General features: G+C 71.9%; 20 protein-coding genes. 7 read left to right on the top strand and 13 right to left on the bottom strand.

The genetic code is table 11. The features are described 5' to 3' along the window. Positions 1-23: 23 nt before the first annotated feature. Complete coding sequence (locus OG933_RS11770) at positions 24-1,061, bottom strand: LacI family DNA-binding transcriptional regulator (RefSeq protein WP_054243387.1); 1,038 nt, start codon at positions 1,059-1,061, stop codon at positions 24-26. Next, on the bottom strand, positions 1,058-3,466 hold the full coding sequence (locus OG933_RS11765; protein ID WP_405626956.1) for a glycosyl hydrolase 2 galactose-binding domain-containing protein: 2,409 nt from the start codon (positions 3,464-3,466) through the stop codon (positions 1,058-1,060). The genes OG933_RS11770 and OG933_RS11765 overlap by 4 nt, the downstream gene beginning before the upstream one ends. Positions 3,467-3,660: 194 nt before the next feature. Between OG933_RS11765 and OG933_RS11760 the strand changes: the two genes are divergently transcribed. Genes OG933_RS11760 through OG933_RS11750 form a run of 3 tightly spaced genes read left to right on the top strand, consistent with a single transcriptional unit; the run spans position 3,661 to position 6,781 of the window. Then, positions 3,661-4,980 carry an ABC transporter substrate-binding protein gene (locus OG933_RS11760; protein ID WP_362531150.1) on the top strand — a complete coding sequence of 440 codons (1,320 nt, stop codon included), beginning with the start codon at positions 3,661-3,663 and terminating at the stop codon, positions 4,978-4,980. After that, positions 4,980-5,954: a carbohydrate ABC transporter permease gene (locus OG933_RS11755; protein ID WP_405626954.1), complete on the top strand. Its 975-nt coding sequence runs from the start codon at positions 4,980-4,982 to the stop codon at positions 5,952-5,954. Before OG933_RS11760 ends, OG933_RS11755 begins: the two co-directional genes overlap by 1 nt. Beyond that, complete coding sequence (locus OG933_RS11750; protein WP_020125226.1) at positions 5,951-6,781, top strand: carbohydrate ABC transporter permease; 831 nt, start codon at positions 5,951-5,953, stop codon at positions 6,779-6,781. The genes OG933_RS11755 and OG933_RS11750 overlap by 4 nt, the downstream gene beginning before the upstream one ends. A 117-nt stretch (positions 6,782-6,898) precedes the next feature. On the opposite strand, the gene OG933_RS11745 is transcribed toward OG933_RS11750, so the two are convergent. The 3 genes from OG933_RS11745 to OG933_RS11735 all read right to left on the bottom strand — a co-directional run bounded on the left by OG933_RS11745 (position 6,899) and on the right by OG933_RS11735 (position 9,905). Then, complete coding sequence (locus tag OG933_RS11745) at positions 6,899-8,185, bottom strand: ribonuclease D (protein WP_362531141.1); 1,287 nt, start codon at positions 8,183-8,185, stop codon at positions 6,899-6,901. 191 nt (positions 8,186-8,376) lie between these two features. After that, entirely contained in the window at positions 8,377-9,036 is a 660-nt protein-coding gene (locus OG933_RS11740) for a response regulator transcription factor (protein WP_020125228.1), read from the bottom strand. A 242-nt stretch (positions 9,037-9,278) separates the two neighbouring features. Next, a complete protein-coding gene (locus OG933_RS11735; RefSeq protein ID WP_020125229.1) occupies positions 9,279-9,905 on the bottom strand; it encodes a DUF3000 domain-containing protein in 627 nt (208 codons plus the stop codon). A 239-nt stretch (positions 9,906-10,144) separates the two neighbouring features. On the opposite strand from OG933_RS11735, the gene hemE reads away from it, so the two are divergent. Continuing rightward, entirely contained in the window at positions 10,145-11,212 is a 1,068-nt protein-coding gene (gene hemE / locus OG933_RS11730) for a uroporphyrinogen decarboxylase (RefSeq protein ID WP_405626952.1), read from the top strand. A gap of 6 nt (positions 11,213-11,218) precedes the next feature. Here hemE and OG933_RS11725 read toward each other — a convergent pair whose 3' ends face one another. Beyond that, positions 11,219-12,031 carry a rhomboid family intramembrane serine protease gene (locus tag OG933_RS11725; protein WP_267021239.1) on the bottom strand — a complete coding sequence of 271 codons (813 nt, stop codon included), beginning with the start codon at positions 12,029-12,031 and terminating at the stop codon, positions 11,219-11,221. Positions 12,032-12,156: 125 nt separating this feature from the next. On the opposite strand from OG933_RS11725, the gene OG933_RS11720 reads away from it, so the two are divergent. Next, positions 12,157-12,426, top strand: a complete 270-nt coding sequence (locus tag OG933_RS11720) for a hypothetical protein (RefSeq protein WP_028806059.1) — start codon at positions 12,157-12,159, stop codon at positions 12,424-12,426. A gap of 165 nt (positions 12,427-12,591) precedes the next feature. On the opposite strand, the gene OG933_RS11715 is transcribed toward OG933_RS11720, so the two are convergent. Both OG933_RS11715 and OG933_RS11710 read right to left on the bottom strand, forming a co-directional pair. Beyond that, complete coding sequence (locus OG933_RS11715; RefSeq protein ID WP_362535851.1) at positions 12,592-13,974, bottom strand: FAD-dependent oxidoreductase; 1,383 nt, start codon at positions 13,972-13,974, stop codon at positions 12,592-12,594. Between the two features lie 27 nt (positions 13,975-14,001). Beyond that, positions 14,002-15,078 carry a DUF4349 domain-containing protein gene (locus OG933_RS11710; protein ID WP_405626949.1) on the bottom strand — a complete coding sequence of 359 codons (1,077 nt, stop codon included), beginning with the start codon at positions 15,076-15,078 and terminating at the stop codon, positions 14,002-14,004. A gap of 159 nt (positions 15,079-15,237) precedes the next feature. Between OG933_RS11710 and hemG the strand changes: the two genes are divergently transcribed. Both hemG and hemQ read left to right on the top strand, forming a co-directional pair. Continuing rightward, the gene (gene hemG, locus OG933_RS11705) at positions 15,238-16,701 is read left to right on the top strand and encodes a protoporphyrinogen oxidase (RefSeq protein ID WP_405626947.1); all 1,464 of its coding nucleotides are present in this window, start codon (positions 15,238-15,240) and stop codon (positions 16,699-16,701) included. A 5-nt stretch (positions 16,702-16,706) separates the two neighbouring features. Continuing rightward, the gene (gene hemQ / locus OG933_RS11700; RefSeq protein ID WP_020125236.1) at positions 16,707-17,438 is read left to right on the top strand and encodes a hydrogen peroxide-dependent heme synthase; all 732 of its coding nucleotides are present in this window, start codon (positions 16,707-16,709) and stop codon (positions 17,436-17,438) included. On the opposite strand, the gene OG933_RS11695 is transcribed toward hemQ, so the two are convergent. The 5 genes from OG933_RS11695 to OG933_RS11675 all read right to left on the bottom strand — a co-directional run bounded on the left by OG933_RS11695 (position 17,439) and on the right by OG933_RS11675 (position 23,617). Continuing rightward, positions 17,439-19,049 carry an alpha/beta hydrolase gene (locus tag OG933_RS11695; protein WP_405626946.1) on the bottom strand — a complete coding sequence of 537 codons (1,611 nt, stop codon included), beginning with the start codon at positions 19,047-19,049 and terminating at the stop codon, positions 17,439-17,441. Between the two features lie 131 nt (positions 19,050-19,180). After that, positions 19,181-19,957 carry a TIGR04222 domain-containing membrane protein gene (locus OG933_RS11690; RefSeq protein ID WP_405626943.1) on the bottom strand — a complete coding sequence of 259 codons (777 nt, stop codon included), beginning with the start codon at positions 19,955-19,957 and terminating at the stop codon, positions 19,181-19,183. Positions 19,958-20,083: 126 nt separating this feature from the next. Continuing rightward, positions 20,084-20,860, bottom strand: coding sequence for a DUF4142 domain-containing protein (locus tag OG933_RS11685; RefSeq protein ID WP_362535840.1), 777 nt, complete (start codon positions 20,858-20,860; stop codon positions 20,084-20,086). A 300-nt stretch (positions 20,861-21,160) separates the two neighbouring features. Further along, positions 21,161-22,630, bottom strand: a complete 1,470-nt coding sequence (locus tag OG933_RS11680) for a DUF692 domain-containing protein (protein ID WP_405626941.1) — start codon at positions 22,628-22,630, stop codon at positions 21,161-21,163. 264 nt (positions 22,631-22,894) lie between these two features. Continuing rightward, entirely contained in the window at positions 22,895-23,617 is a 723-nt protein-coding gene (locus tag OG933_RS11675; protein ID WP_405626937.1) for a peptidyl-tRNA hydrolase, read from the bottom strand. Positions 23,618-23,659: the final 42 nt, after the last annotated feature.

Below are 23,659 nucleotides of genomic sequence, written 5' to 3'. Positions count from 1 at the left end.
CGGGGCCGAAGTCACCCTCGCGCTCAGCCCCGCGGCGGCGCCGTCGAGCCCCGTGGTGTCAGCACGGGCGTCGGCACCGGATGCGATCCGGGCCCCGACCCGGTGATCACGCCGAAGAGTGTCCGCGCCGCCTCCGCGCCGAAACCGTGCACGTCGTGGCTCATCGCGGAGAGCGTCGGATGGGTGAGCCGGCACAGCTGGGAGTCGTCCCAGGCGAGGAGCGAGACATCGCCCGGCACGCCGAGCCCCATCTCGGCCGCCACGGCCAGCCCGGCCACCGCCATGATGTCGTTGTCGTAAACGATTGCCGTCGGCCGGTCCGCCGGAGCGGCGGTCAGCATCGACCGGGTCGCCCGTGCCCCAGCCTCCCCGGAGTAGTCCGTGGCGACCTGCCACGCACCGGCCAGCCCCAGCGTCCGCGCCGCCGCGTCGAAGGCCGCGGTCCGCATCACCGTGTGCCCGAGCGCCGCCGCGCCTCCCACCCGAGCGATCCGCCGGTGCCCGAGCGCCGCGAGATAGCGCACCGCCTCCGTCACCGCCGTCGCGTCGTCGGTCCACACGGACGTCAGGCTCCCGGTCAGCGTGGGGTGCCCGACCGCGACCACGGGCATCCCGAGCCGCTCGGCCGCCGCCACCCGGGGATCGTCGGCCCGGAAGTCGACCAGGATCGAGCCGCCGATCTGCCGCCCCCGCCACCAGGACTCCAGGAGCCCCGCCTCCTCCTCGACGGTGCGCACCAGCCTCAGCAGCAGCGAACAGGAGTGCTCGGTCAGCACGCTCTCCACCCCGGAGACGAACTCCATGTAGAACGGCTCCAGGCCCAGCATCCGGGCCGGCCGGCAGATCGCGAGCCCCACCACGTCCACGCGCGAACTCGACAGCGAGCGTGCCGTGAGGTTCGGTTCCCAGCCCAGCTCCCGCGCCGCCGCGAAGATCCGGTCCCGGGTCGCCTCCGACAGCCCCGGCTTGCGGTTGAAGGCGAGCGACACGGCACCCTTGGACACGCCGGCGCGCGCCGCCACGTCCTTTATGGTGACGCGGGACGACGGGGAGGCTGTCATCGAGCGGGCTCCTGGCAGTACAGCGCGGCCCGGGCGGCGGCGGCATCCGGAGTCTCCCAGCCCTCGACCCCGATGGTCACCCGCTCCCCGGGCAGCAGGGTCACGAGCCCCCGGTCGGCCCGAACTCCCGGCCCCAGCCGGTCGGCCTGGAGCAGCAGATCCCGTACGAGGGTGTGGGCCGTGACCGTGACACTCCCCGCGGCCACGGTCACCTCGAACTGCGGCCGCGGGTAAGGGATGTCACGGTCGGGGACCGGGAAGTGCGCGGCCCGCGGCCCTTGCTCGCTCGCGGCCTCGCCCGACCCGGGGGACCCCCCTGCGTCGGCCACCAGGAACTCCTTCGCCCCGGCCGGCTCCAGGTCCGCCGGCACCCGTACCTCGTCCACCACCCGGGCACCGACCGCCAGTTCCACGCTCGCCGTGCCGAGCACCTCCCCGTCCACCGACATCCGCCGCAACGACACCGTCCCCGTCCACGGCTCACCCGACTGGTTCACGGCGGCCAACACCAGTTCGCCGTCGCGCACTTGGAAGGTGAGCAGCCGGTCCGCATAGAGCCGCCGCAACTCGTGGTACAGCGGTTTCTCCCGCCCGTCCCCGTCGATCGCCGCCCAGGACGTCACCGGCCAGCAGTCGTTGAGCTGCCAGACGATCGTGCCCGCGCACACCGGCCAGTGCGACCGCCAGTGCTCGATCCCGGTCGCCACGGCGCGGGCCTGGTTGACCTGCGTGAGGTAGTGCCAGCGGTCGAAATCGTCCTCCGGCAAGGTGAAGTGGCGGGCGAGGCCGCGCTCCAGCTTGCCGTTGCCGTCCTCGGCCTTCTGGTGGTGCAGCATGCCGGGGGAGTCGGCCGCGAGCTCCCCGCCGGGCAGCGCCCGCAGCAGAGTCGCGTGGGCCGGCGGCGCCTGCCAGCCGAACTCGGCCACGAACCGCGGCACTTCGCTCTGGTACTCGGCGTAGTCCCGCCGGTTCCACACGTCCCACGAGTGGTGCGTGCCGTGCGCCGGGTCGTTGGGATGGTGCTCCCACGACCCCGACCACGGGCTTCCCGCCGTGTACGGCCGCGTCGGATCCAGCTCGGCCACGACACGCGGGAGCACACCCAGGTAGTACCCCTCGCCCCAGGAGTCCCCGCCGAGCCGCTCCTCCCATCCCCAGTCCCTGAACCCCCACAGGTTCTCGTTGTTGCCGTTCCACAACACGAGCGACGGATGCGGCATCAGCCGGACGACGTTCTCGCGGGCCTCCGCCTCCACCTCGCCCCGCAACGGCTGCTCCTCGGGGTAGGCCGCGCACGCGAACGGGAAGTCCTGCCACACCAGCAGCCCCAGTTCGTCGCAGGCGTCGTAGAAGTCCTCGCTCTCGTAGATACCGCCACCCCAGACCCGGACCAGGTCGACCCCGGCGTCGGCCGCCTGTCGCAACCGCTTCCGGTATCGCTCCCGGGTCACCCGGGACGGAAACACGTCGTCCGGAATCCAGTTCACGCCCCGGGCGAAGAGCCGCTCCCCGTTCACCACGAGGGTGAAACCGGTTCCGTGAGCGTCCGCGGAGGTGTCCAGCACGACGCTGCGGAATCCGACGCGCCGCCGCCAGACATCGAGCGGCGCGCTCCCGTGATGCAGGGTCAACTCGACCTCGTACAGCGGTTGCCCGCCGTATCCACGCGGCCACCACAGCTCCGCGTCCGGCACCTCGACGCGCACGACACCGCTGGTGCCCGTCACCTCGGCGCGCGCCGACCGTCCCGCCACCCGGGCCTCCAGCGTGAGCCCGGCCTCCACCCGGGTCCGCTCCACCTCCACCCGCAACTCGACGACCCCGACGCCCTCTTCGACGGTCACCAGCGGGCGCACCCGGGCGAGCCGCGCCGTCGACCAGCGCTCCACCCGCACCGGCCGCCAGATCCCGGCCGTGACCAGGGTGGGCCCCCAGTCCCAGCCGAACGAGCACGCCATCTTGCGGAGGTACTGGTACGGCTCGGTGTAGGGGGACGGACGGTCACCGACCTTGCCGCGCACGGCCTCCGCCTCGGCGTAGGCCGAGACGAACCGGACCGCCAGCGGCCCCTCGAGCCCCGTCACGTCGAAGCGGTACGAGCGGTGCATGTTCCGCACCCGGCCGAGGGGCTGACCGTTCAGGGTGATCTCCGCGACCGTGTCGAGTCCGTCGAAGACCAGGTCGGTCTGCTCGTGCCCGGACGGCCCTGCCGACAGCTCCCGCTCGTACGTCCACTCGCGCCGCCCCACCCACGCGACCTCCTTCTCTCCCAGGCCGATGAACGGGTCCGGGATCACCCCGGCGGCGAGCAGATCGGTGTGCACACAGCCCGGCACCACGGCCGGGAACGGCTTTCCCTCGTGCCGCAGGTGCCATCCGTCGTCGAGCGGTGAGGCCTCCAGCATGCGCACTCCCTAAACCGGTCAAGCCCACAACTGAGCGCCACTTCTTCATCGTTGGCGGGAATCGGACTTTACCGGTTGAGGAAAGCGCTGCCAGAGTGCCGAATCAGCCAACCCGCTCGTGTTCGACAACCCGCTCGACCAACCCGCACGTGCTCGTCCGTCCCGAGAACATCCCGAGAACGGAAGTGATGCACATGAACCGCCGTACAGTCACGGTCCTCGCCACGGTCGCCGGAGCCGCCCTGCTGCTCCAGGGCTGCACCGGCACCGGAGGCAGCGCGAAAGGCGCGGACGCCAAGGCGCCCGACAACCCTGCCGAGGTCAGCGGAACCATCACGGTCCTCACCGTGCGCACCGACCTCGTGCAGGACGGCACGATGAAGAAGTACGCCGCCGAGTTCAACAAGACCTATCCCAAGGTCAAGGTGGAGTTCCAGGCCCTCACCAACTACGAGGCCGAGATCAAGATCCGGATGAACACGGACGACTACGGCGATGTCCTGCTGATCCCCGCGGTCATCAAGAAGAACGACTACCCGAAGTTCTTCGCCTCCCTCGGCACCGCCGCCGAACGCGGCAAGAAGTACCGCTTCACCGACTTCACCACCGTCGACGGCAAGGTCTACGGCCAGAGCCCGGTCGGTGTGATGCCCGGCTTCGTCTACAACAAGCGGGTCTGGAAGGAGGCGGGGGTCACCGAATGGCCCACCACCCCGGCCGAGTTCCTCGCCGACCTGAAGGCGATCAAGGCGAAGACCGACGCGATCCCCTACTACACCAACTTCGCCGCGCAGTGGCCCCTGACCTCGTGGACGTACGTCGACGGCTCCGTGCACTGCGACCCGCAGGCGACCACGAAGCTCGCCGAGGACGACCCCTGGGCCGAGAACTCCGACCTGCGCGTCGGGGACACCCTGCTGCACGACATCGTCAAGCAGGGCCTCGCCGAGAAGGACCCGACGACCAGCAACTGGGAGGAGTCCAAACCCCGGACGGCCAAGGGCGAGATCGCCACCCAGTGGCTCGGCACCTGGGCGATCATCCAGTTCCAGGACGCCGCGAGGAAGGCCGGCGTGAACCCGGACGACATCGGTTTCATGCCGTTTCCCGCCCAGACGGACGGCACCTTCTGCGCGACGGTCGGCCCCGACTACAACCAGGCCGTGAACGTCCACTCCCCGCACAAGGAGGCGGCCCGCGCCTGGATCGACTGGTTCACCGACAAGTCCGGCTACGACAAGGACAACCTGGCGATCTCCCCGCTCAAGGACGCGCCCATGCCCGAGGTGCTGAAGCCGTACGAGGAGGCGGGCGTCAAGCTCATCGAGCTGGACGACACGGCGGGCGCGAAGGTCAAGCTGATCGACGACGAGTCCGAGGTCGGCATCTACAAGCCCGAGTACCGCCAGGATCTGGTCGACCTGGCCCGCGGCGCCAAGAAGGGCAGTCTGGACGACTTCCTCGGCGGACTCGGCAAGAAGTGGACCGAGACGCAAGCGACCGTGAGCGACTGATGGCGCACGCGCACACGCACCTCCCGGCGTCCCGCGCCGAGCAGACGAACTCCGAGGCCGCGAAACCGGTTTCGAAGCACGGCGCTCCCGCCCCGGCCCCACGCCGGGCGCGCACCTGGCGGCTGCTGACCCCCTGGCTGTTCCTGCTCGCCCCGCTCGTCCTGCTGGTCACCTTCACCTACGCGCCGATCGCCAACATGGTCGCCTACAGCTTCACCGACTGGGACGGCGTGAGCCCCGAACTGCACTACACGGGCGCCGAGAACTACACGGAGATCTTCACCAGGGAGGACCTCTTCCAGGTCTTCTGGGTAAGCGGCTACTACCTGGTTGCCTCGGTGATCCAGATCGTCGCCGCGCTCTACTTCGCGACGATCCTGAGTTTCAGCATCCGTTTCCGGAACTTCTTCAAGGGCGTGCTCTTCTTCCCGTCCCTGGTGAACGGCGTGGCCATCGGTTTCGTCTTCCTCTACTTCTTCCAGGACGGCGGCACCTTCGACACGGTCCTTGCCCTCTTCGGCTATCACACCGACCACGCCTGGCTGGGCACCCCGGCGTCGGCGAACACCTCGCTGGCCGGCGTCTCGATCTGGCGCTACCTCGGTATGAACTTCGTCCTGTTCCTCGGCGCGATCCAGTCCATCCCGGGGGAGCTGTACGAGGCGGCCGAACTGGACGGCGCCGGCCGCTGGCACCAGTTCCGCTACATCATCCTGCCCGGCATCAAGCCGGTGCTGACCCTGACGGTGATCCTGTCCGTCTCCGGTTCCCTCTCGGCCTTCGAGATCCCGTACATCATGACCGGCGGGGCGACCGGTACCGAGACCTTCGTGATCCAGACCGTGAAGCTGGCCTTCCAGTTCAACAAGACGGGGCTCGCCTCGGCGGCGGCGGTCGTGCTGCTGCTGATCATCCTGCTGGTGACCTGGGTGCAGCGACGTCTCGTCCCCGACGACAGGGTGGACCTCGTATGACACGCCGTGCCGTGGCCCGTGCCCTCGTGTACCTGTCGCTGATCGCCGCGACGCTGGTCGTCCTGCTCCCGCTGGGCGTCGTACTGCTGACCTCGCTGAAGACCGAGAACGAGACGGCGAACGGCAGCGGGGCGCTCACACTGCCGCGCGACCCGCTCAACTTCCACAACTACGTGACGGCGTTCCAGGACGGCGGAATGCTCACGGCGTTCGGCAACACCGCCTTCATTCTCGTCGTCTCGGTCGGCGGAACCGTTCTCATCGGGTCGATGACGGCGTACGCGATCGACCGGTTCACCTTCCGTTTCCGGAAACTGGTGATCGCCCTGTTCCTGATCGCCGCGCTGGTCCCCGGGGTGACCACCCAGGTGGCCACCTTCCAGATCGTCCACAGCCTCGGCATGTTCGACACCCGCTGGGCCCCGATCGCCCTCTACATGGGTACGGACATCGTCTCGATCTACATTTTCCTGCAGTTCGTGCGCTCGATCCCGATCTCCCTGGACGAGGCCGCCCGCCTCGACGGCGCCAACGCGTTCACGATCTACCGGAAAATCATCTTTCCGCTGCTGAAACCGGCGATCGCGACGGTCGTGATCGTGAAGGGGATCGCCGTCTACAACGACTTCTACATCCCCTTCCTCTACATGCCCTCACAAGATCTTGGCGTGATCTCGACGTCCCTGTTCCGCTTCAAGGGCCCCTACGCCGCCCACTGGGAAACGATCTCGGCAGGAGCGGTGCTGGTCATCCTGCCGACCCTGATCGTCTTCCTCGCGCTCCAGAAATACATCTACAACGGTTTCATGAGAGGAGCGACGAGGTAACCGCTTGCGGCTCGCACGCCTCGCCCGCCTTCGCACGCCCTCACACGCCTAGCACCCCTCGCGCGGCTCCTGTGCCTTTGCGGTTGTGCTCAGGCACCCCGGGCGGGCCCGCGGCGGTCAGGCACTCTGCCCGGCCAGCGCCGCAGCGAGCACCGGAGCGACCTGCTCCACCTGCCACGGCCGCGCCCCGTACGACGCGAGCGCGTCGGCAACCGCTTCCTCGTCGGCCGCCGGAGGCTCCCAGCAGACCCGGCGCACGGCGTCCGGGGCGATCAGGTTCTCCTGCGGCATGTTCAGCTCCTCGGCCAGCGCGGAGACGGCGGCCCGCGCCGCGGACAGCCGCGCCGCGGCCACGGGGTCCTTGTCGGCCCAGGCCCGCGGTGGCGGCGGGCCCGCCACCGGCTGTCCCGGCTGCGGCAGCTGCACCTCGCTCAGCGCCCTCGCCCGGTCGACCGCCGCCTGCCACTGCTCCAGCTGCCGTCGGCCCATCCGGTGCCCGAACCCGTTCAGCGCGGCCAGCGCCTGCACGTCCACCGGGAGCGACAGTGCCGCCTCCACGATGGCCGCGTCCGACAGCACCTTGCCGGGCGACACGTCCCGCCGCTGCGCGATCCGGTCCCGCGTCTGCCACAGCTCCCGCACGACACCCAGCTGCCGCCGCCGGCGCACCTTGTGCATGCCGGACGTACGACGCCACGGGTCCTTGCGGGGCTCGGGCGGCGGGGCGGACGCGATGGCGTCGAACTCCTGGCGGGCCCAGTCCAGCTTGCCCTGCCGGTCCAGCTCCTTCTCCAGCGCGTCGCGCAGGTCGACCAGGAGCTCGACGTCCAGAGCCGCGTACCGCAGCCAGGGGTCGGGCAGCGGCCGGGTGGACCAGTCCACCGCGGAGTGACCCTTCTCGAGGACGAAGCCCAGCACTCCCTCGACCATCGCGCCGAGGCCGACCCGCGGGAAACCGGCGAGCCGTCCGGCCAGCTCGGTGTCGAACAGCCGCGTCGGCACCATGCCTATCTCGCGCAGACACGGCAGGTCCTGGGTGGCCGCGTGCAGCACCCATTCCACGCCGGACAGGGCCTCGCCGAGCGCGGAGAGGTCGGGACAGCCCACCGGGTCGATCAGCGCGGTGCCGGCGCCCTCGCGACGCAGCTGCACCAGATAGGCGCGCTGTCCGTAGCGGTAGCCGGAGGCGCGCTCGGCGTCCACGGCGACGGGGCCGGTACCGGCGGCGAAGGCGGCGATCACCTCGGCGAGGGCGGCCTCGTCGGCGATCACGGGAGGAATGCCCTCGCGCGGTTCGAGCAAAGGTGTCGGCGCCCCGGAATCAGCTGATCCGCCGTCGTCCGGAGGGGCGCCTCCGGTGGTTCGCAGTGAACTGGCTGCTGCGGTTTCTTGGGCGTCGGTCACCTGTCAAGGGTATCTGTGTATCGACGGCGCCCGCCGACGGAACGTTCCGTCGGCGGGCGCCGGAGGGTCGTAAACCAGTCAGGACGGTGAACGAAGGGGAAGAGGTCGGGAAGAAACCGGGCAGAGACGGGAGAAGCCGGGCCGGGGGTCACGGGCGTTCCCGGGGGAGACCCCGGGTGCCGGGTGGGGTCTCAGTGGATGATGCCGGTCCGCAGGGCCACCGCGACCATCCCGGCACGGTCGCCCGTGCCGAGCTTGCGGGCGATGCGGGCGAGGTGGCTCTTGACGGTCAGTGCGGACAGTCCCATCGAGACGCCGATCGCCTTGTTGGACTGGCCTTCCGCGACCAGTCGCAGCACCTCGACCTCGCGGCCGGAGAGCTCGCGGTAGCCGCCCGGGTGGCTCGGGGCACCCGGGGGGCGGCGGTGCAGACGGGCGGCGGAGCCCATGGGGGCGGCACCGGGTCGGCTGGGGAGGCCGAGGTTGGTGCGGGTGCCGGTGACGACATAGCCCTTCACACCGCCCGCGAGGGCGTTGCGCACGGCGCCGATGTCGTCGGCGGCGGAGAGGGCGAGCCCGTTGGGCCAGCCGGCGGCGCGGGTCTCCGACAGCAGGGTGAGGCCGGAGCCGTCGGGCAGGTGGACGTCGGCGACGCAGATGTCGCGGGGGTTGCCGATGCGGGGACGAGCCTCCGCGATGGACGAGGCCTCGATGACGTCGCGCACACCGAGCGCCCACAGATGGCGGGTGACGGTGGAGCGGACGCGCGGGTCGGCCACGACCACCATGGCGGTGGGCTTGTTCGGGCGGTAGGCGACCAGGCTTGCGGGCTGCTCGAGGAGAACGGACACCAGGCCTCCTGGGTGGGGGACGGGAGCCGGCTCGCGGGGCTTGTGGGGAGGAAGCCGGGACGAACCGTGCTTTCAAGGTCACAGTCGTCTTCGGCAGCGAACCCGGGGTCCTTTAGAGAATGATCACGATCTAGTGAGTAACAATACGTGCAATTCGGACACGCGATCGATCATCCGAAGATCGAGTCGGTTTAAGTGGGTGTCTTACGGGATCGAAAATGGCCGTATCGACAAAGAGATGGTCAACGTGACTGGGGCCCCCTGCGCTGCGGCAGCGTCACCACCGACGCGTCCCCCGGACCGGCCGGCGGCAGCCCCGCCACCTGCGCCAGCAGATCGCACCAGGCCGCCAGGTGCGCCCCCGCCTCCGGGACCCCGCCCAGCCCCTCGCGCGGTGTCCAGGAGGCCCTGATCTCGATCTGTGAGGTCGCCGGGCGCTCCGCCAGCCCGCCGAAGTAGTGCGAACTCGCGCGCGTGACGGTCCCGCTCGGCTCGCCGTACGTCAGCCCGCGCGCCTGGAGCGCGCCGGTCAGCCACGACCAGCACACCTCCGGCAGCAGCGGGTCCGCGGCCATCTCCGGCTCCAGTTCGGCCCGGACCAGGGTCACCAGCCGAAACGTTCCGCGCCAGGCGTCGTGCCCGGCCGGGTCGTGCAGCAGCACCAGCCGGCCGTCGGCCAGGTCCTGGTCGCCGTCCACGACCGTCGCCTCCAGCGCGTAGGCGAACGGGGCGAGCCGCTTCGGGGCCGGTGTCGGCTCCGCCTCGATCTGCGGCCGCAGCCGGGCCGCCCTCAGCTGGTCGACGGCCGCCCGGAACGGCGGTGGCGCCGACCTGGTCCCATCCGGGTCCCCCTCGTTCGTGTCATCCATCCCGCCAGCGCCGTCCGACAGTCGTCCCTGAGCCGCAGCCATGCGGGGAAGATTAAGGGGAACGGGGCCTTCGCGCAGGGCAAGACACCCGTGCGGGGCTCGCGGACGGGTGCGCGCTGGGCGAACAGGCGCACGGACCGCGCACGGCCGAGGCACGCGGCGGAGGCGGGGCACGGGCAGGGCGTGGGCGCGGCAGGGGGCGGCCTCACGGCCTCCGGCGCCGTGCGAGACTTGCCGTCGTGAGTGCGAACGAGAGCCCGGCGGGCCGGAAGCCGACAGCGACCTACGACAGTGCCTTCCTGAAGGCGTGCAGGCGTGAACCGGTGCCGCACACGCCCGTGTGGTTCATGCGGCAGGCGGGGCGGTCGCTGCCGGAGTACCGCAAGGTCCGCGAGGGCATCGCGATGCTCGACTCCTGCATGCGGCCCGAGCTGGTCACCGAGATCACCCTCCAGCCGGTGCGCCGGCACGACGTGGACGCGGCGATCTACTTCAGCGACATCGTCGTCCCGCTCAAGGCCATCGGTATCGACCTCGACATCAAGCCGGGCGTCGGCCCGGTCGTCGAGCGTCCGATCCGCACCCGCGCCGACCTCGCCCAGCTGCGCGACCTCACCCCCGAGGACGTCTCCTACGTCACCGAGGCCATCGGTCTGCTGACCGCCGAACTCGGCGCCACCCCCCTCATCGGTTTCGCGGGCGCTCCTTTCACCCTCGCGAGCTACCTCGTCGAGGGCGGTCCGTCCCGCACGTACGAGAACGCCAAGGCGATGATGTACGGCGACCCCGAGCTCTGGGCGGACCTGCTCGACCGCCTCGCGGAGATCACCTCCGCCTTCCTGAAGGTGCAGATCGAGGCGGGCGCCAGCGCCGTCCAGCTCTTCGACTCCTGGGCCGGCGCGCTCGCCCCGACCGACTACCGCCGCTCGGTGCTGCCCGCCTCCGCGAAGGTCTTCCGCGCGGTCGAGGGGTACGGCGTCCCGCGCATCCACTTCGGAGTGGGCACCGGCGAGCTGCTCCAGCTGATGGGCGAGGCCGGGGCGGACGTCGTCGGCGTCGACTGGCGCGTCCCGCTCGACGAGGCCGCCCGCCGGGTCGGCCCCGGCAAGGCGCTCCAGGGCAACCTCGACCCGACCGTCCTGTTCGCCGGCACCGAGGCCGTCGAGGCCAAGACCCGCGAGGTCCTCGACTCGGCCGCCGGCCTCGAGGGCCACGTCTTCAACCTCGGCCACGGCGTCATGCCGTCCACCGACCCGGACGCGCTCACCCGCCTCGTCGAGTACGTCCACACGCAGACCGCCCGCTGACCCCTCTCACCAGGTGTGCCGGGGGCGCGCCCGTCTGCCGAACAGCAGACCGCGCGGCTCCGGCGGCGGGGGCGTGCCCGGCTTGAGCGGCCAGGCGAGCACCATGCCGGCGAGGAAGCCGACGACATGCGCCGCGTACGCCACGGTGCCGGCGCCGGAGACGCCCTCCCCGGAGGAGTACACCGCCTGGAGCACGAACCAGAAGCCCAGCACCAGCCAGGCCGGCAGCCGCAACGGCAGAAACACCAGAAACGGCACGAGCACCCACACCCTGGCCTTCGGGTACAGCACCAGATAGGCGCCCAGCACCCCGGCGATCGCCCCCGAGGCGCCGATCAGCGGATCGGTCGAGTCGGCGTTGAGCAGGGCGAAACCGTACGACGCCGCATACCCGCAGGCGACGTAGAAGAGCGCGAAGCGGACGTGCCCCATGCGGTCCTCGATGTTGTTGCCGAAGATCAGCAGGAACAGCATGTTGCCCAACAGGTGCAGCCAGCCGCCGTGCAGGAACATCGCGCTCAGCACGCTCAGCGCGGGCGACTTCTCGTAGCCCGGCGGGGCCAGCGCACAGCCCGCGCCGCGCACGTCGCCGGTGGGGACGAGCTGGGGCAGCTGATGGTGGATCAACTCCCTCGGTACGGCGGCGTAGTGCTCCAGAAAGGCGTGCAGATGACATGTCTGGGCCAGGCTGCTGTCGCCGGCCGTGGAGCCGGACAGGCCGGGCATGAACAGGAAGACGAAGACGTTCGCCGCGATGAGGGCGTACGTCACCACCGGCGTGCGGCGTACGGGATTCACGTCATGGACGGGGATGACCACAAGGAAGTTCTGCCCCCGATCCGTTCGACGAACCGGTGAACGGGGATCCCCACGGGCGCGTATGAACCGTCAACTGCTCGCGGCACGAGGAAGGCGGGCCGCGGGGACGACGTGAGGAACAGGCGATGAACGACCGAGTAACTCCCCCCATGCACGCCACTCCCGACGGCGAGGCGGAGATCTCCCTGGTGATCCGGCTGCCCTGGGAGGACGTGGCACGGCTCGGCCAGGAGGCCGGGCGGCTCGCCGCGCAGATGCAGCGGCCGGTGACGCTGGACGAGGCTGTCAGCAGCCGTCTGCGGTCGCGGCCGGCACCCGCGGCGCACGCGAAGCCCGCGGAGCAGCCGGCCGCGGCGGCGGTCTCCGCGCTGCCGCGACTGAGTGGAACCGCTTGAGCCACATTGCGGGAACCGTTTGAGCAAGCGGGATCCGGTGGAGCAACATTGCGGGATCCGGTTGAGCAACGTTGCGGGGTCCGGGTGCGCGAGATCCGGGTGCGCGGGGGCTGGTGGCGCGGCCTCCCCGCGCCGCTCGGGCCGGTCGCCCCGATGCCGGGACGGCTAGAGGCCGCGAACCTTCGCCGAGGCCTTCCTCGCCGCCACCAGTACGGGATCCCACACCGGTGAGAACGGCGGCGCGTACCCGAGGTCCAGGGCCGTCATCTGTTCCACCGTCATCCCGGCCGTCAACGCCACCGCCGCGATGTCGACGCGTTTGCCCGCGCCCTCCCGCCCGACGATCTGCAGGCCCAGCAGACGGCCCGTCCTTCGCTCGGCGAGCATCTTGACCGTCATGGGGGAGGCCCCGGGGTAGTAGCCGGCTCGGCTGGTCGACTCGATGGTGACCGCTTCGAACCGCAGGCCGACGCGACGGGCGTCCTTCTCACGGAGCCCCGTGCGGGCGATCTCCAGATCGCACACCTTGCTGACGGCCGTGCCGACCACGCCGGGGAACGTGGCGTACCCGCCCCCGACGTTGGTGCCGATGACCTGGCCGTGCTTGTTCGCATGGGTGCCCAGGGCGATGTGGCGCTCCTGGCCGGAGACCAGGTCCAGGACCTCGACGCAGTCACCGCCGGCCCAGACGGTCCCGTCGGCGAGGGGCCCGCGCACCCGCATCGCCAGGTCCGTGAGGAGCCCGCCGTGCGTGCCCAGGGGCAGGCCCGCGGCCTTCGCGAGCCCGGTCTCCGGGCGGACCCCGATGCCCAGCACCACCACGTCCGCCGGATACTCGGCGTCCTCGGTGACCACCGCCCGTACGTGACCGTCCTCGGCGGTGCGCAGCGCGGTGACCTCGGAGTCGTTCACCATGGTGATGCCGAGGCCCTCCATGGCCCGGCGCACCAGCCGCCCCATGTCCGGGTCGAGGGTCGACATCGGCTCGCTGCCCCGGTTGACGACCGTCACCTCGTAGCCGCGCTTGATGAGCGCCTCGGCCATCTCCACGCCGATGTAGCCCGCCCCCACGACCACCGCCCGCTTCCCCCGCGCGCGTGCCAGCGTGTCGATCAGCGCCTGCCCGTCGTCCAGGGTCTGCACCCCGTGCACGCCCTCCGCGTCCATGCCCGGCAGGTCCGGCCGGATCGGGCGGGCCCCGGTCGCGATGACGAGCTTGTCGTACGACGTCCAGGACTGCGCCCCGGAATCCAGCGCACGCGCGCGTACCCGCCGCCCCGCGACGTCGATCTCCGTGACCTCCGTGCGCAGCCGCAGGTCGATCCCCCGCGCGCGGTGTTCCTCGGGCGTGCGGGCGATCAGATCCTCCCGCCCGGTGACGTCACCGCCCACCCAGTACGGGATGCCGCACGCCGAGAAGGACGTGAAGTGGCCGCGCTCGAAGGCCACGATCTCCAGCTCCCCGGGCCCCTTCAGACGGCGGGCCTGGGACGCCGCGGACATGCCCGCGGCGTCCCCGCCGATCACCACCAGTCGCTCGATGCTCATACGAACACGCTACGGGGGACGCGCAGTTCAGCGCTGCTCGGGCTCGCCCGTCCCGGCCTCGGTCCCCCCGGCTCCGGTCCCCCCGGCTCCGGTCCCCCCGGCTCCGGTCTGCCCGGCCTCGGTCCGCCCGGCCTCCGCCTGCGCGGTCCCGGTCTGCCCGGGCACGCTCAACCGGGCCCAGCTCGCCTCCGCCGCCCTCCGGCGCGGTCGCACCAGCCGCAGCCACGCCAGCAGGAGCAGGACGCCCACCGCGAGGAACGGGAGCGCCGCGCCGAACACGACGGCGATCCAGCGCAGCATCGTCACGAACGCGTCCCAGCCGCCCGCCAGCGCGTCCACGAACCCGGGATCGTCGTCCTCGGCGGCCGGGACGACCGGCTTCTCCGACAGGGTCAGCGTGACGGTCGCCAGGCTCGTGCGGTCCTTGAGGGACGCCTGCTGGGCGAGCAGCGCCTCCAGGTCGGACTCCCGGCTGCTCAACTCGCCCTCCAGGGCGACCACGTCGCTCAGCTTGGTGGCTCGGTCCATCAGCTCGCGGACCCGGGCGACGCTGGCGCGCTGCGAGGTGATGCGGCTCTCGACGTCGACGACCTGGTCGGTGACGTCCTGCGCCTTCGCCGTGCGCTCCAGGAGCTTGCCCGCGCCCTGCAGAGCGGCGAGGACGTCGTCGTACTTCTCGACGGGCACCCGCAGCACCACGCGGGTCCGCTCGGCGCCGTCCTCGTCCCGGACGGTCGTCTCGTCGCCGATGTAGCCGCCCGCGTTCTCGGTGGTCGCGCGAGCCTCGTCCAGGGCCTTCGGCACGTCCTTGACCTGCACGGTCAGGGAGGCGGTGCGGATGATGCGGTTGGCGGTGAGGTCGGGTGCCGAGGTGGCCTTCGAGCCGCTCGCGCCCGCCCCCTCCTTCGCGTCCTGCGCGGCGTCCACGTCACCGGCGCCGGCCTCCCCGACGGCGGCCTTGTCGGCCGTGCTGTTCGCGCCCGAGTCGGCGGCGCCGCTGCATCCGGCGAGTGCGAGGGCCGCGGCCAGCAGGATCCCGGCCAGGGCGTGGGAGGGCCGTGCGGAACGCCGTACGGAGCGTCCTGCGGAATGTCGAGTGCGCATGTGGGTGTACCCCCGAGAAGGTGACGACTGTGACGCTCCTTCGACGCCCGAGCGGGCCGGGACGTTGGCGCGGATCGGTTCCGAACAGGTCACGGTCGGGACGCGGGGAGGACACCGGGCCGCGGCGGGGGTGTCAGTGGGGTCTGAGAGAGTGGACGCATGAGCTCAACGGGTACGGGCACGGGGCAGCACGTCGTCGTCGTCGGAGCCGGGATCGCCGGGCTGGCCGCCGCCCACCGGCTGCTGCGGCGCGGGGCGCGGGTCACCGTCCTCGAGGCCTCCGACCGGGTGGGAGGCAAGCTGCTGCCCGGCGAGATCGCGGGCGTGCGCGTGGACCTCGGCGCCGAGTCGATGCTGGCCCGCCGGCCCGAGGCGGTCGCCCTCGCGCGCGAGGTGGGCCTCTCCGACCGCCTCCGGCCGCCGGCCACCGCGACGGCCTCGATCTGGACCCGCGGCGCGCTGCGCCCCATGCCCAAGGGCCACGTCATGGGCGTGCCCGGCACGGCCACCGCCCTCGCCGGAGTCCTCTCCGACGAGGGGCTCGCCCGGATCGAGCGCGAAGCCGACCTGCCCCGCACCGAGGTCGGGGACGACGTGGCCGTCGGGGAGTACGTGGCGGCGCGCCTGGGCCGCGAGGTCGTCGACCGCATCGTCGAACCGCTCCTCGGCGGGGTGTACGCCGGTGACGCCTACCGGATCTCGATGCGCTCCGCCGTCCCGCAGCTCTACCAGGCGGCACTCACCCACACCTCGCTGACGCAGGCCGTCCGCGAGATCCAGGCCAAGGCCGCCGCCAACCAGCAGACCGGCCCGGTGTTCATGGGCCTCGAAGGTGGTGTGGGCTCCCTGCCGCTCGCGGTCGCCGAGTCCGTTCGGGCGCGCGGCGGCGAGATCCACACGCGCGTACCCGTGACCGGACTGCGCCGCGCGCCCGGCGGAGGCTGGCAGGTCACCGCGGGGGAGCGGGTGCTGCCCGCCGACGCCGTGGTCGTCGCCGTGCCCGCGCCGGCCGCCGCCACGCTGCTGGCCGCCGAGTCCCCCGGGGCCGCCGCCGCACTGCGCACGGTGGAGTACGCCTCCATGGCCCTGGTCACCCTCGCCTACCGGCGCGCCGACACCGCCGACGCCCTGCCCGACGGCAGCGGTTTCCTCGTCCCGCCGGTCGACGGACGCACCATCAAGGCGTCCACCTTCTCCTCCCGGAAGTGGGGCTGGATCGCCGACGAGGACCCGGACACGGTCGTGCTGCGCACCTCCGTGGGGCGGTACGGCGAGACGGAGATCCTGGGTCGCGAGGACGCCGACCTCGTCGACGTCTCCCGGCACGACCTGCGCGCGGCCACGGGCCTGGACGCCACGCCCCTCGAAACCCGCGTCACCCGCTGGACGGACGGCCTGCCGCAGTACCCGGTCGGCCACCACGCGCGCGTGGCCCGCATCCGCGAGCACGTCGCCGAACTCCCCGGCCTCGCGGTCTGCGGCGCCCCGTACGACGGCGTGGGCATCCCGGCCTGCATCGCGAGCGCGTACGCGGCGGTCGACCAGCTCGGCGGCGACCTGAGCGCCGCACGGGAGCTCGCGGCCCACCCGGTGCAGAGTCTGCACGGCGGAGCGGGAGAATGAGAGCCATGAGTGACGACGCCCCCACCACCGAGTCCGGCAGGGTCCCGAACAAGGGCAAGCTGGCCAAGGACCTCAACGAGGTCATCCGCTACACGCTGTGGTCCGTCTTCAAGCTGAAGGACGTACTGCCCGAGGACCGCGCGGGCTACGCCGAAGAGGTCCAGGAGCTGTTCGACCAGCTCGCCGCCAAGGACGTGACGATCCGCGGCACCTACGACGTGTCCGGCCTGCGCGCCGACGCCGACGTCATGATCTGGTGGCACGCCGAGACCGCCGACCAGCTCCAGGAGGCGTACAACCTCTTCCGCCGTACGAAGCTGGGCCGCGCTCTGGAGCCGGTCTGGTCGAACATGGCGCTGCACCGCCCCGCCGAGTTCAACCGCTCGCACATCCCGGCGTTCCTCGCCGACGAGACGCCCCGCAACTACGTGAGCGTCTACCCCTTCGTGCGCTCCTACGACTGGTACCTGCTGCCCGACGAGGACCGTCGCCGCATGCTCGCCGACCACGGCAAGATGGCCCGCGGCTACCCGGACGTCCGCGCCAACACCGTCGCCTCGTTCTCGCTGGGCGACTACGAGTGGCTCCTGGCCTTCGAGGCCGACGAGCTGTACCGCATCGTCGACCTCATGCGCCACCTGCGCGCCTCGGAGGCCCGTATGCACGTCCGCGAGGAGGTCCCGTTCTACACGGGCCGTCGCAAGGACCTCACGGAGCTCGTCGCGGGCCTCGCCTGATCAGCGCCCCGGCCGGGCGGCGCGCTCCGCGGGAGCGACCGCCGGCTCGGGTTCCGGGTGCGGTGCGCAGGCCGCGCGCCGCACCGGGAGCCTGCCCTCCAGCAGGTACGCGTCCAGGTGGCCGTTGACGCACCGGTTCGGGCCGCCCGCGATGCCGTGCGTGCCGGCGTCCCGCTCGGTCACCAGCACCGAGCCCGTCAGCCGCCGGTGCATCTCCAGCGCCCCGGCATAGGGCGCCGCCGCGTCCCGCTCGGCGGCCAGGATCAGCGTCGGCGGCAGCTCGCCCGGACCGGTTCGCACGTCGACCGGCTGCTGCCGGGGCGCCGGCCAGTACGCGCACGGCAGGTTCGCCCACACGTTGTCCCACGTCTCGAACGGCGCGACGCGCGCCAGCCGCGTGTTGTCGCGGTCCCAGACCCTCCAGTGCGTCGGCCAGGGCGCGTCGTTGCACTCCACGGCCGTGTACACGGCATTGGCGTTCTCCGCCTCCGCGGCGGCCTCCCGCACCGGCCCGGCCTGCGCGATCAACTGCTCGGGATCACCCTTCAGGTACTCCGACAACGCCTGCGCCCGGGCGGGCCAGTAGTCGTCGTAGTACCCGGCCTGGAGGAACGCGCCCTGGAGCTGTCCCGGCCCCACCTTCCCGCCGGCCGGCTCCGCGGCCAGCCGGGCGCGCGCCCGCTCGTAGCTGGCCAGCACCGCCTCCGCCGTTCCGCCCAGGCCGTACACGTCGTCGTGCCTCGCGATCCAGTCCCGGAAGTCCGTCCAGCGGCTCTCGAACGCCGCCGACTGGTCGAGGTTGTTGCGGTACCAGATCTGCGCCGGATCCGGGTTCACGGCCGCGTCGAACACCATCCGCCGCACGTGGGAGGGGAACAGCGTCGCGTAGACCGCACCGAAGTAGGTGCCGTACGACGCCCCCATGAACGTCAGCCGCTCCTCGCCGAGCGCGGCGCGCAGCACGTCCAGGTCGCGGGCGTTGTTGAGCGAGTTGTAGTGCCGCAGGGCGCTGCCCGACCGCTTCGCACAGCCCTGTGCGTACGCCTTCGCCTGCGCGATGCGCTCCTGCTTGTACGACTCCGAGGGGTGGTCCGGGGCGGGCGCGGGGCCCTTGAAGAAGCGCTTGGGATCCTGGCAGGACAGCGGCGCCGAACGGCCGACCCCGCGCGGCTCGTAGCCGACGAGGTCGTAGGCCGCCCCGATGCGCTTCCACTCCGGCAGCAGCCCGATCAGCGGGAAGTACAGGCCCGAGCCGCCGGGACCGCCCGGGTTGAAGACCAGCGCGCCCTGCCGGGGCACCCGGCGCTTGCTGTTGTGCGGGTCCCGGTGGGTGGCCCGCACCCGGCTGACGGTGAGCTCGATCTGCTTGCCGTTCGGGGCCGCGTAGTCGAGCGGGACGGAGACCGTGCCGCACTGCATGCTGCCGGGCAGGTCCTGCGCCTTGGAGCACTTCCCGAAGTCGACGCCCTTCGCCGCGGCCCGCGCAGCGGTCAGCGCGACACCGGGCGAGCCGGACAGGCCGCCGGTGTTCGGGGCGCCGCCCGCCGGGACGGCGGAGAGGGCGGTCAGCAGGAGGGCTCCTGCGGCCGAGTGGAGGGCGGCGGCTCTCATCGGGTGTCCCTTCGGTGCACGGCGGCGACAAAAGGGATGGTTGGTTCGACCGTGGGGGAAGGCAAGCACCATCGGCGGGTGTCGGCGCCAATGCCCCTTGTGCGCCCCCCGGTGGTCGAGCGCGCCCTGCCTCAGTCCCGCCCGTACTGCTCACGATGAGCGAAGGCCGCCCGCAGGTCCGGCTCGCCCACCGCGCGGATCCCGCGTACGGCGACGGAGGTCAGATAGGTACGGTCGTCCCCCGGGCCGCCGGTGCGCCGCGCCAGCGCGCCCAGCAGCCGCTGCCCGGCCGGGGAGGCCCAGCGCGAGTACGGATGCACCTCGACCCGCGCTATGGCGAGGCAGCTCAGCGTGAGCGCCAGGGGCAGCGCGAACCAGAGCGCGACGAGGTTGCGGGGCATGTCCGGGGTGGCGGGCATCAGCAGTGCGGTGGCGCCCAGCCCGAGGACGGCCACGGCGGCGACCCGTACCTGCCGGACCCCGGCCGCGACCGTCGTACGGGCCCCGTCGGGCACCGCGAGACCGGCGCGGACCAACCGGTCGGCGAGGCCGCCCACCGCGTCCGCGGCGGCCGCAGCCGCCCGCGCCGGGGCGATACGGGACTGCCCGTCGGGCCCGATGGCCCCTATGACCGACCGCTCCATCTCGTCCCGCCCGCGCGGGTCCACCACGGTCGCCCAGCCCGTGCGGGCGAGCACCAGCCGCCGCTGCCGCGCCATGGAGACCATGGTCAGGTCGGCGACCCTGCCCGGACCACCGGAGAGGAAGGCCGCCTCGTAGAGCGTCAGGTCATGTCCCTGGCCCGCGTGCTCGTCGACGGCCGCCGCCCGTACGGCGGCCAGGCACAGCCGTGTGCACGCCGCACCCGCGACGGCCCATGCCAGCAGCAGGAGAAGCACCCAGACCATGCCGCGTTTCTATGCCATCCGCACCGAGAAACACCATGCCCTGTTCACCATCCGGACCGAGCGTTGTGGGTATGTGACGTTCCGCTTGCCTCGCCCGGTCCTCGGAAGACGGTTTCGCAACCGGTGTCAGTCGCCGGGCGGCGGGCTGGCCGCGGCCGGCGGGAGCGGGTAGGTGGGAGACGCCGACGGGGCCACCGGCACGGCCGACCCGGGGTCGGCCGTCGGGCCCGGCGGTCCGGGGGAGCGGGTGATCGGCGGCGTGCTGCCGGCGGCCATGTCACGGGCGAGGGCGTCGAAGTCGACGAACCCGGTGGCCTCGAGGATCTTGATGTGGTCCAGCACGGTGGTGTTGGCGTCGTCGGCGAGCTCGCGCACCAGCGAGTTGCGGGTACTGGCCCGCACCTGGGCGACGACGGAGAACACCCGTCCGTGCGCGAGACGCAGAATGTTGGCGAACTTCCAGTCGTACTGCTCGCCCTGCGCCGCGTCGAGCTCGCTCAGCCAGCCCTGCTGCTGCTCGTTGGGCTCGTTCGGCAGCGCCAGGCCCAACTGGGAGGCGACGGTGCGCACCCGCTCGTCCAGGAAGGTGTGCCCCTCGACCAGGTGCCGGCCCGCCGTCCGTACGGCCTCGGTCGTGCCCTTCGTCTGCGCCTGCTGACCGGCGGGCAGCTCCCACAGCCCCGCCAGCCGGACCTTCGTGACGAACTCCCGGTCCAGCGCGGACAACGGCCCGTACTGCGTCGACACGGTCTGCGCGTTCAGTACGTCCACTCCGGTGCCCGACCGGTCGGCGTACGACCAGATCGGGAAGACCAGCGCCGCCAGGGTCGCCGCCAGGCCCGTGATGATGAGCCCGGTTCCGCTGAAGATGCCTCTGCCCTGGATGGGGGGTCGCGGCCGCATGGGGTGCCTCCTGCTCGCGGCACTGCACGCTAGTGCGCTTCGATTGCGGGACTGGCTGGCATATTACTGCGCCTGCGCCGCCAACTGCCGTACGGGGGCAAACGGTTACAACGGGAGCATGGCGGGCGAAACGGGAGGACCGGACCGGGCTCCAAAACAGGAGAAACGCTGTGGAAACGGTGCAGGAACGGTGCGGGAACGGTTGCCGTGCACGTGGTGGGTTGCGGGGTGTTAACCCCGGCACATTCGCGCGGCCCGCGGCCCGCGGCCCGCGGCCCGCCGCCCGCGGCACCGGGTCCCTCACCGTCGAATCAACGTCCGCCCCACTCGTCCCACCTGCCCCAGCCGTGACCTCGGCCTGGGTGCGGGGCCCGAGCGGTCCAGCCACCAGCGCCGCAGTTCGCGGCGTGCCCGGCTCTCCGTCAGTCGTCCCCCCAGGAGCGTCTCCTCGGCGAAGTCGAGGGCGTCCTGCCGGTAGCCGCCGTGCATCGGGTGGCCTTGGGCGTATGCGATGAACGCGGTGCGGTAACCGCTTCCGAGGATCAGCGGCAGCTCCGGAGCCACCTTCGCCACCACGTCCGCCCGCTTCGCCGCCAGCGCCCGTGCCTGCACGCCGAGTCGCACCCGGTCGAAACCCTCGGGGACCGGCGTCCCGGCGATCAGCGCGGACAACAACGCCGCCTGCGCGAGGCCGAGACGCTGACGAGTGGCCTCGTCGAGTGCGGTCGCGGCCGGCTCGGAGGTGGTCGGGGCGGATTCGTCAACGGGCGCGGTCCTGGTCCTGGTCCCGATCCCGTCCCCAGTTCTCGTCGCGACCCCGGTCGCGGTCCTGGTCCTGGTCGCGGTCCCGGTCGCGGTTGCGGTCCTGGTCCCCGTTCCCGTCACCGTCTTCGTCGTGTCGTGCTTTCCCGTGGTCGCAGAGGCTCGCGCGAGGGCACCCTCCCGCTCGCCGGCTTCGACGGCTGCCCTGATCGTGCCCAACTCCCTTTCCAGCTCAGCCGGTTCGGGGAAGTTCTCGTCCCGCTCCAGCAGCACCCCCGGCGGCGACACCCGGGACGCGAGGTCGGTGAGGATGTCGAGGACCGGCCGGGGCACCGGGTGGGCGTGGCTGTCGTGCCAGACGCCGTCCCGCTCGAAACCGCCTGCTACATGGACGTAGGCGATGGCCTCCAGGGGCAGTTCGGCGAGCGCCTTGGCAGGGTCCTCACCCCGGTTGACGTGGTTGGTGTGCAGGTTGGCCACGTCGATGAGCAGCCGTACGCCCGTGCGGTCGGCCAGCTCGTACAGGAACTGTCCCTCGGTCATCTCCTCGCCGGGCCACGCGATGAGCGCGGCGATGTTCTCGACGGCGAGCGGCACGGGCAGCGCGTCCTGCGCGATGCGCACGTTCTCGCACAGCACGTCGAGGGCGTCGCGGGTGCGCGGCACCGGCAGCAGATGCCCGGCCTCGAGCCGTGGGGACGCCGTCAGGGGACCGCCCGCGCGGACGAACGCGATGTGCTCGGTGACCAGCGGCGAACCCAGTGCCCCGGCCCGCTCGGCGAGCGCGGCCAGCCGTCCCGCGTCGGGCCGCTCCGCATCGCCCAGCCCGAGCGAGACGCCGTGCGGGATGACGGTGACCCCGCGCTCGCGCAGCCGGAGCAGCGAGTCGGGCAGGTGCCCGGGGCACACGTTCTCGGCGACGGCCTCGACCCAGTCGATGCCCGGCATGCGCTCCACGGCGTCCGCGATCTCCGGCCGCCAGCCGATCCCCGTCCCCAGTCGCCTCATGGTCCCCGCCTCCTTCGTGCCCCCTGCGTGGTGACGGTGGTATGGCCCCGCCACCGACTCCCGAACCGCCCGCCACCCTCCTTCAGAGCAACATTTGAGCTTCGGGCCGGAGGTCCGGAGGGCCGGGGAGCCGCGGGGGTGTCGGCCGGGTAGGCCGGCGTGGCGGGGCGGTGGGCTGCGGTGAGCTCCGGGACTACGGACGAGGGACCAATGGGACCACGGGGCTACGGGACTGTGGCCCTACGGGACTGTGGCGCTAAGGGTCTAGCGGGCTCGCAGGGCCGGGTGGTCGGCGACCACCGTGCAACTGCCCGGCGCGATCTCGGTGAACCCGGCGTCCCGCACCAACGGCAGCCCGCTCTCCGTCAGCTCACGCCACCGTCGCGGATCCGCGGTTCGCACGGCGAGCGGAAAACCCGCCTCGCGCCAGGCGGTCCGCTCCTCGTCCGACAGCTCCCACCAGGCGAGCTGCGCGCCGTGCCCGGCCTGCGCCATCGCCTTGCCCGCTGACATGCCGACCTCCGGGTTCTGCCAGATCACCGGAGCCGTCGGGTCGATGTCGACCGGCGGCTCCGGATCCTCGAGATCGGTTCCGGAAACCTGGAGCTTCGCCAGGTCCTTGGGCCAGCCGTCCAGCGGAACAGGCGGGAAAACCCTTACTTCCGCCGCCTTGCCCGTGACCGTGATGCCGGGCAGCGCCTCCGCCCGCCGCCACTCGGCGCCCCGTGCCCGCCGCACCACCTTGCGGATCCTGGCGTCCTGCCAGTCACGCACGTCCGCTGCCCACTCGCCCTCGCCCAGCGCCCGCTCGTCCGCGAGGAGGGTCAGCACGGCACGCGCCGCCGTCTCCAGCGCGTCCGTGCGCGCCGGCGGGTCGGCACGCTCGATACGGACCACCAAAGGCAGGACGAACTGCGGAGCCTCGTCCCGTGTCGAACGCTCGGAACGGAAGGGGCTGTCGCCGGGAACGGCCGGATCACTGGTCACGTCCTCCAGTCTGCCAGGTGGAAGATCCGTGCAACCGCGAGT

Origin of the sequence: Streptomyces sp. NBC_00016, assembly GCF_045040885.1 — a bacterium.
Taxonomy (GTDB): domain Bacteria; phylum Actinomycetota; class Actinomycetes; order Streptomycetales; family Streptomycetaceae; genus Streptomyces; species Streptomyces coriariae.
This window is presented reverse-complemented; position numbering and strand designations above follow the sequence as displayed.

Coding starts and splice junctions, on each gene's coding strand:
- OG933_RS11770 (WP_054243387.1), bottom strand. CDS start 1,061: ATGACAGCCTCCCCGTCGTCCCGCGTCACCATAAAGGACGTGGCGGCG.
- OG933_RS11765 (WP_405626956.1), bottom strand. CDS start 3,466: ATGCTGGAGGCCTCACCGCTCGACGACGGATGGCACCTGCGGCACGAG.
- OG933_RS11760 (WP_362531150.1), top strand. CDS start 3,661: ATGAACCGCCGTACAGTCACGGTCCTCGCCACGGTCGCCGGAGCCGCC.
- OG933_RS11755 (WP_405626954.1), top strand. CDS start 4,980: ATGGCGCACGCGCACACGCACCTCCCGGCGTCCCGCGCCGAGCAGACG.
- OG933_RS11750 (WP_020125226.1), top strand. CDS start 5,951: ATGACACGCCGTGCCGTGGCCCGTGCCCTCGTGTACCTGTCGCTGATC.
- OG933_RS11735 (WP_020125229.1), bottom strand. CDS start 9,905: ATGGATGACACGAACGAGGGGGACCCGGATGGGACCAGGTCGGCGCCA.
- OG933_RS11720 (WP_028806059.1), top strand. CDS start 12,157: ATGAACGACCGAGTAACTCCCCCCATGCACGCCACTCCCGACGGCGAG.
- OG933_RS11715 (WP_362535851.1), bottom strand. CDS start 13,974: ATGAGCATCGAGCGACTGGTGGTGATCGGCGGGGACGCCGCGGGCATG.
- OG933_RS11710 (WP_405626949.1), bottom strand. CDS start 15,078: ATGCGCACTCGACATTCCGCAGGACGCTCCGTACGGCGTTCCGCACGG.
- hemG (WP_405626947.1), top strand. CDS start 15,238: ATGAGCTCAACGGGTACGGGCACGGGGCAGCACGTCGTCGTCGTCGGA.
- hemQ (WP_020125236.1), top strand. CDS start 16,707: ATGAGTGACGACGCCCCCACCACCGAGTCCGGCAGGGTCCCGAACAAG.
- OG933_RS11695 (WP_405626946.1), bottom strand. CDS start 19,049: ATGAGAGCCGCCGCCCTCCACTCGGCCGCAGGAGCCCTCCTGCTGACC.
- OG933_RS11690 (WP_405626943.1), bottom strand. CDS start 19,957: ATGGTCTGGGTGCTTCTCCTGCTGCTGGCATGGGCCGTCGCGGGTGCG.
- OG933_RS11685 (WP_362535840.1), bottom strand. CDS start 20,860: ATGCGGCCGCGACCCCCCATCCAGGGCAGAGGCATCTTCAGCGGAACC.
- OG933_RS11680 (WP_405626941.1), bottom strand. CDS start 22,630: ATGAGGCGACTGGGGACGGGGATCGGCTGGCGGCCGGAGATCGCGGAC.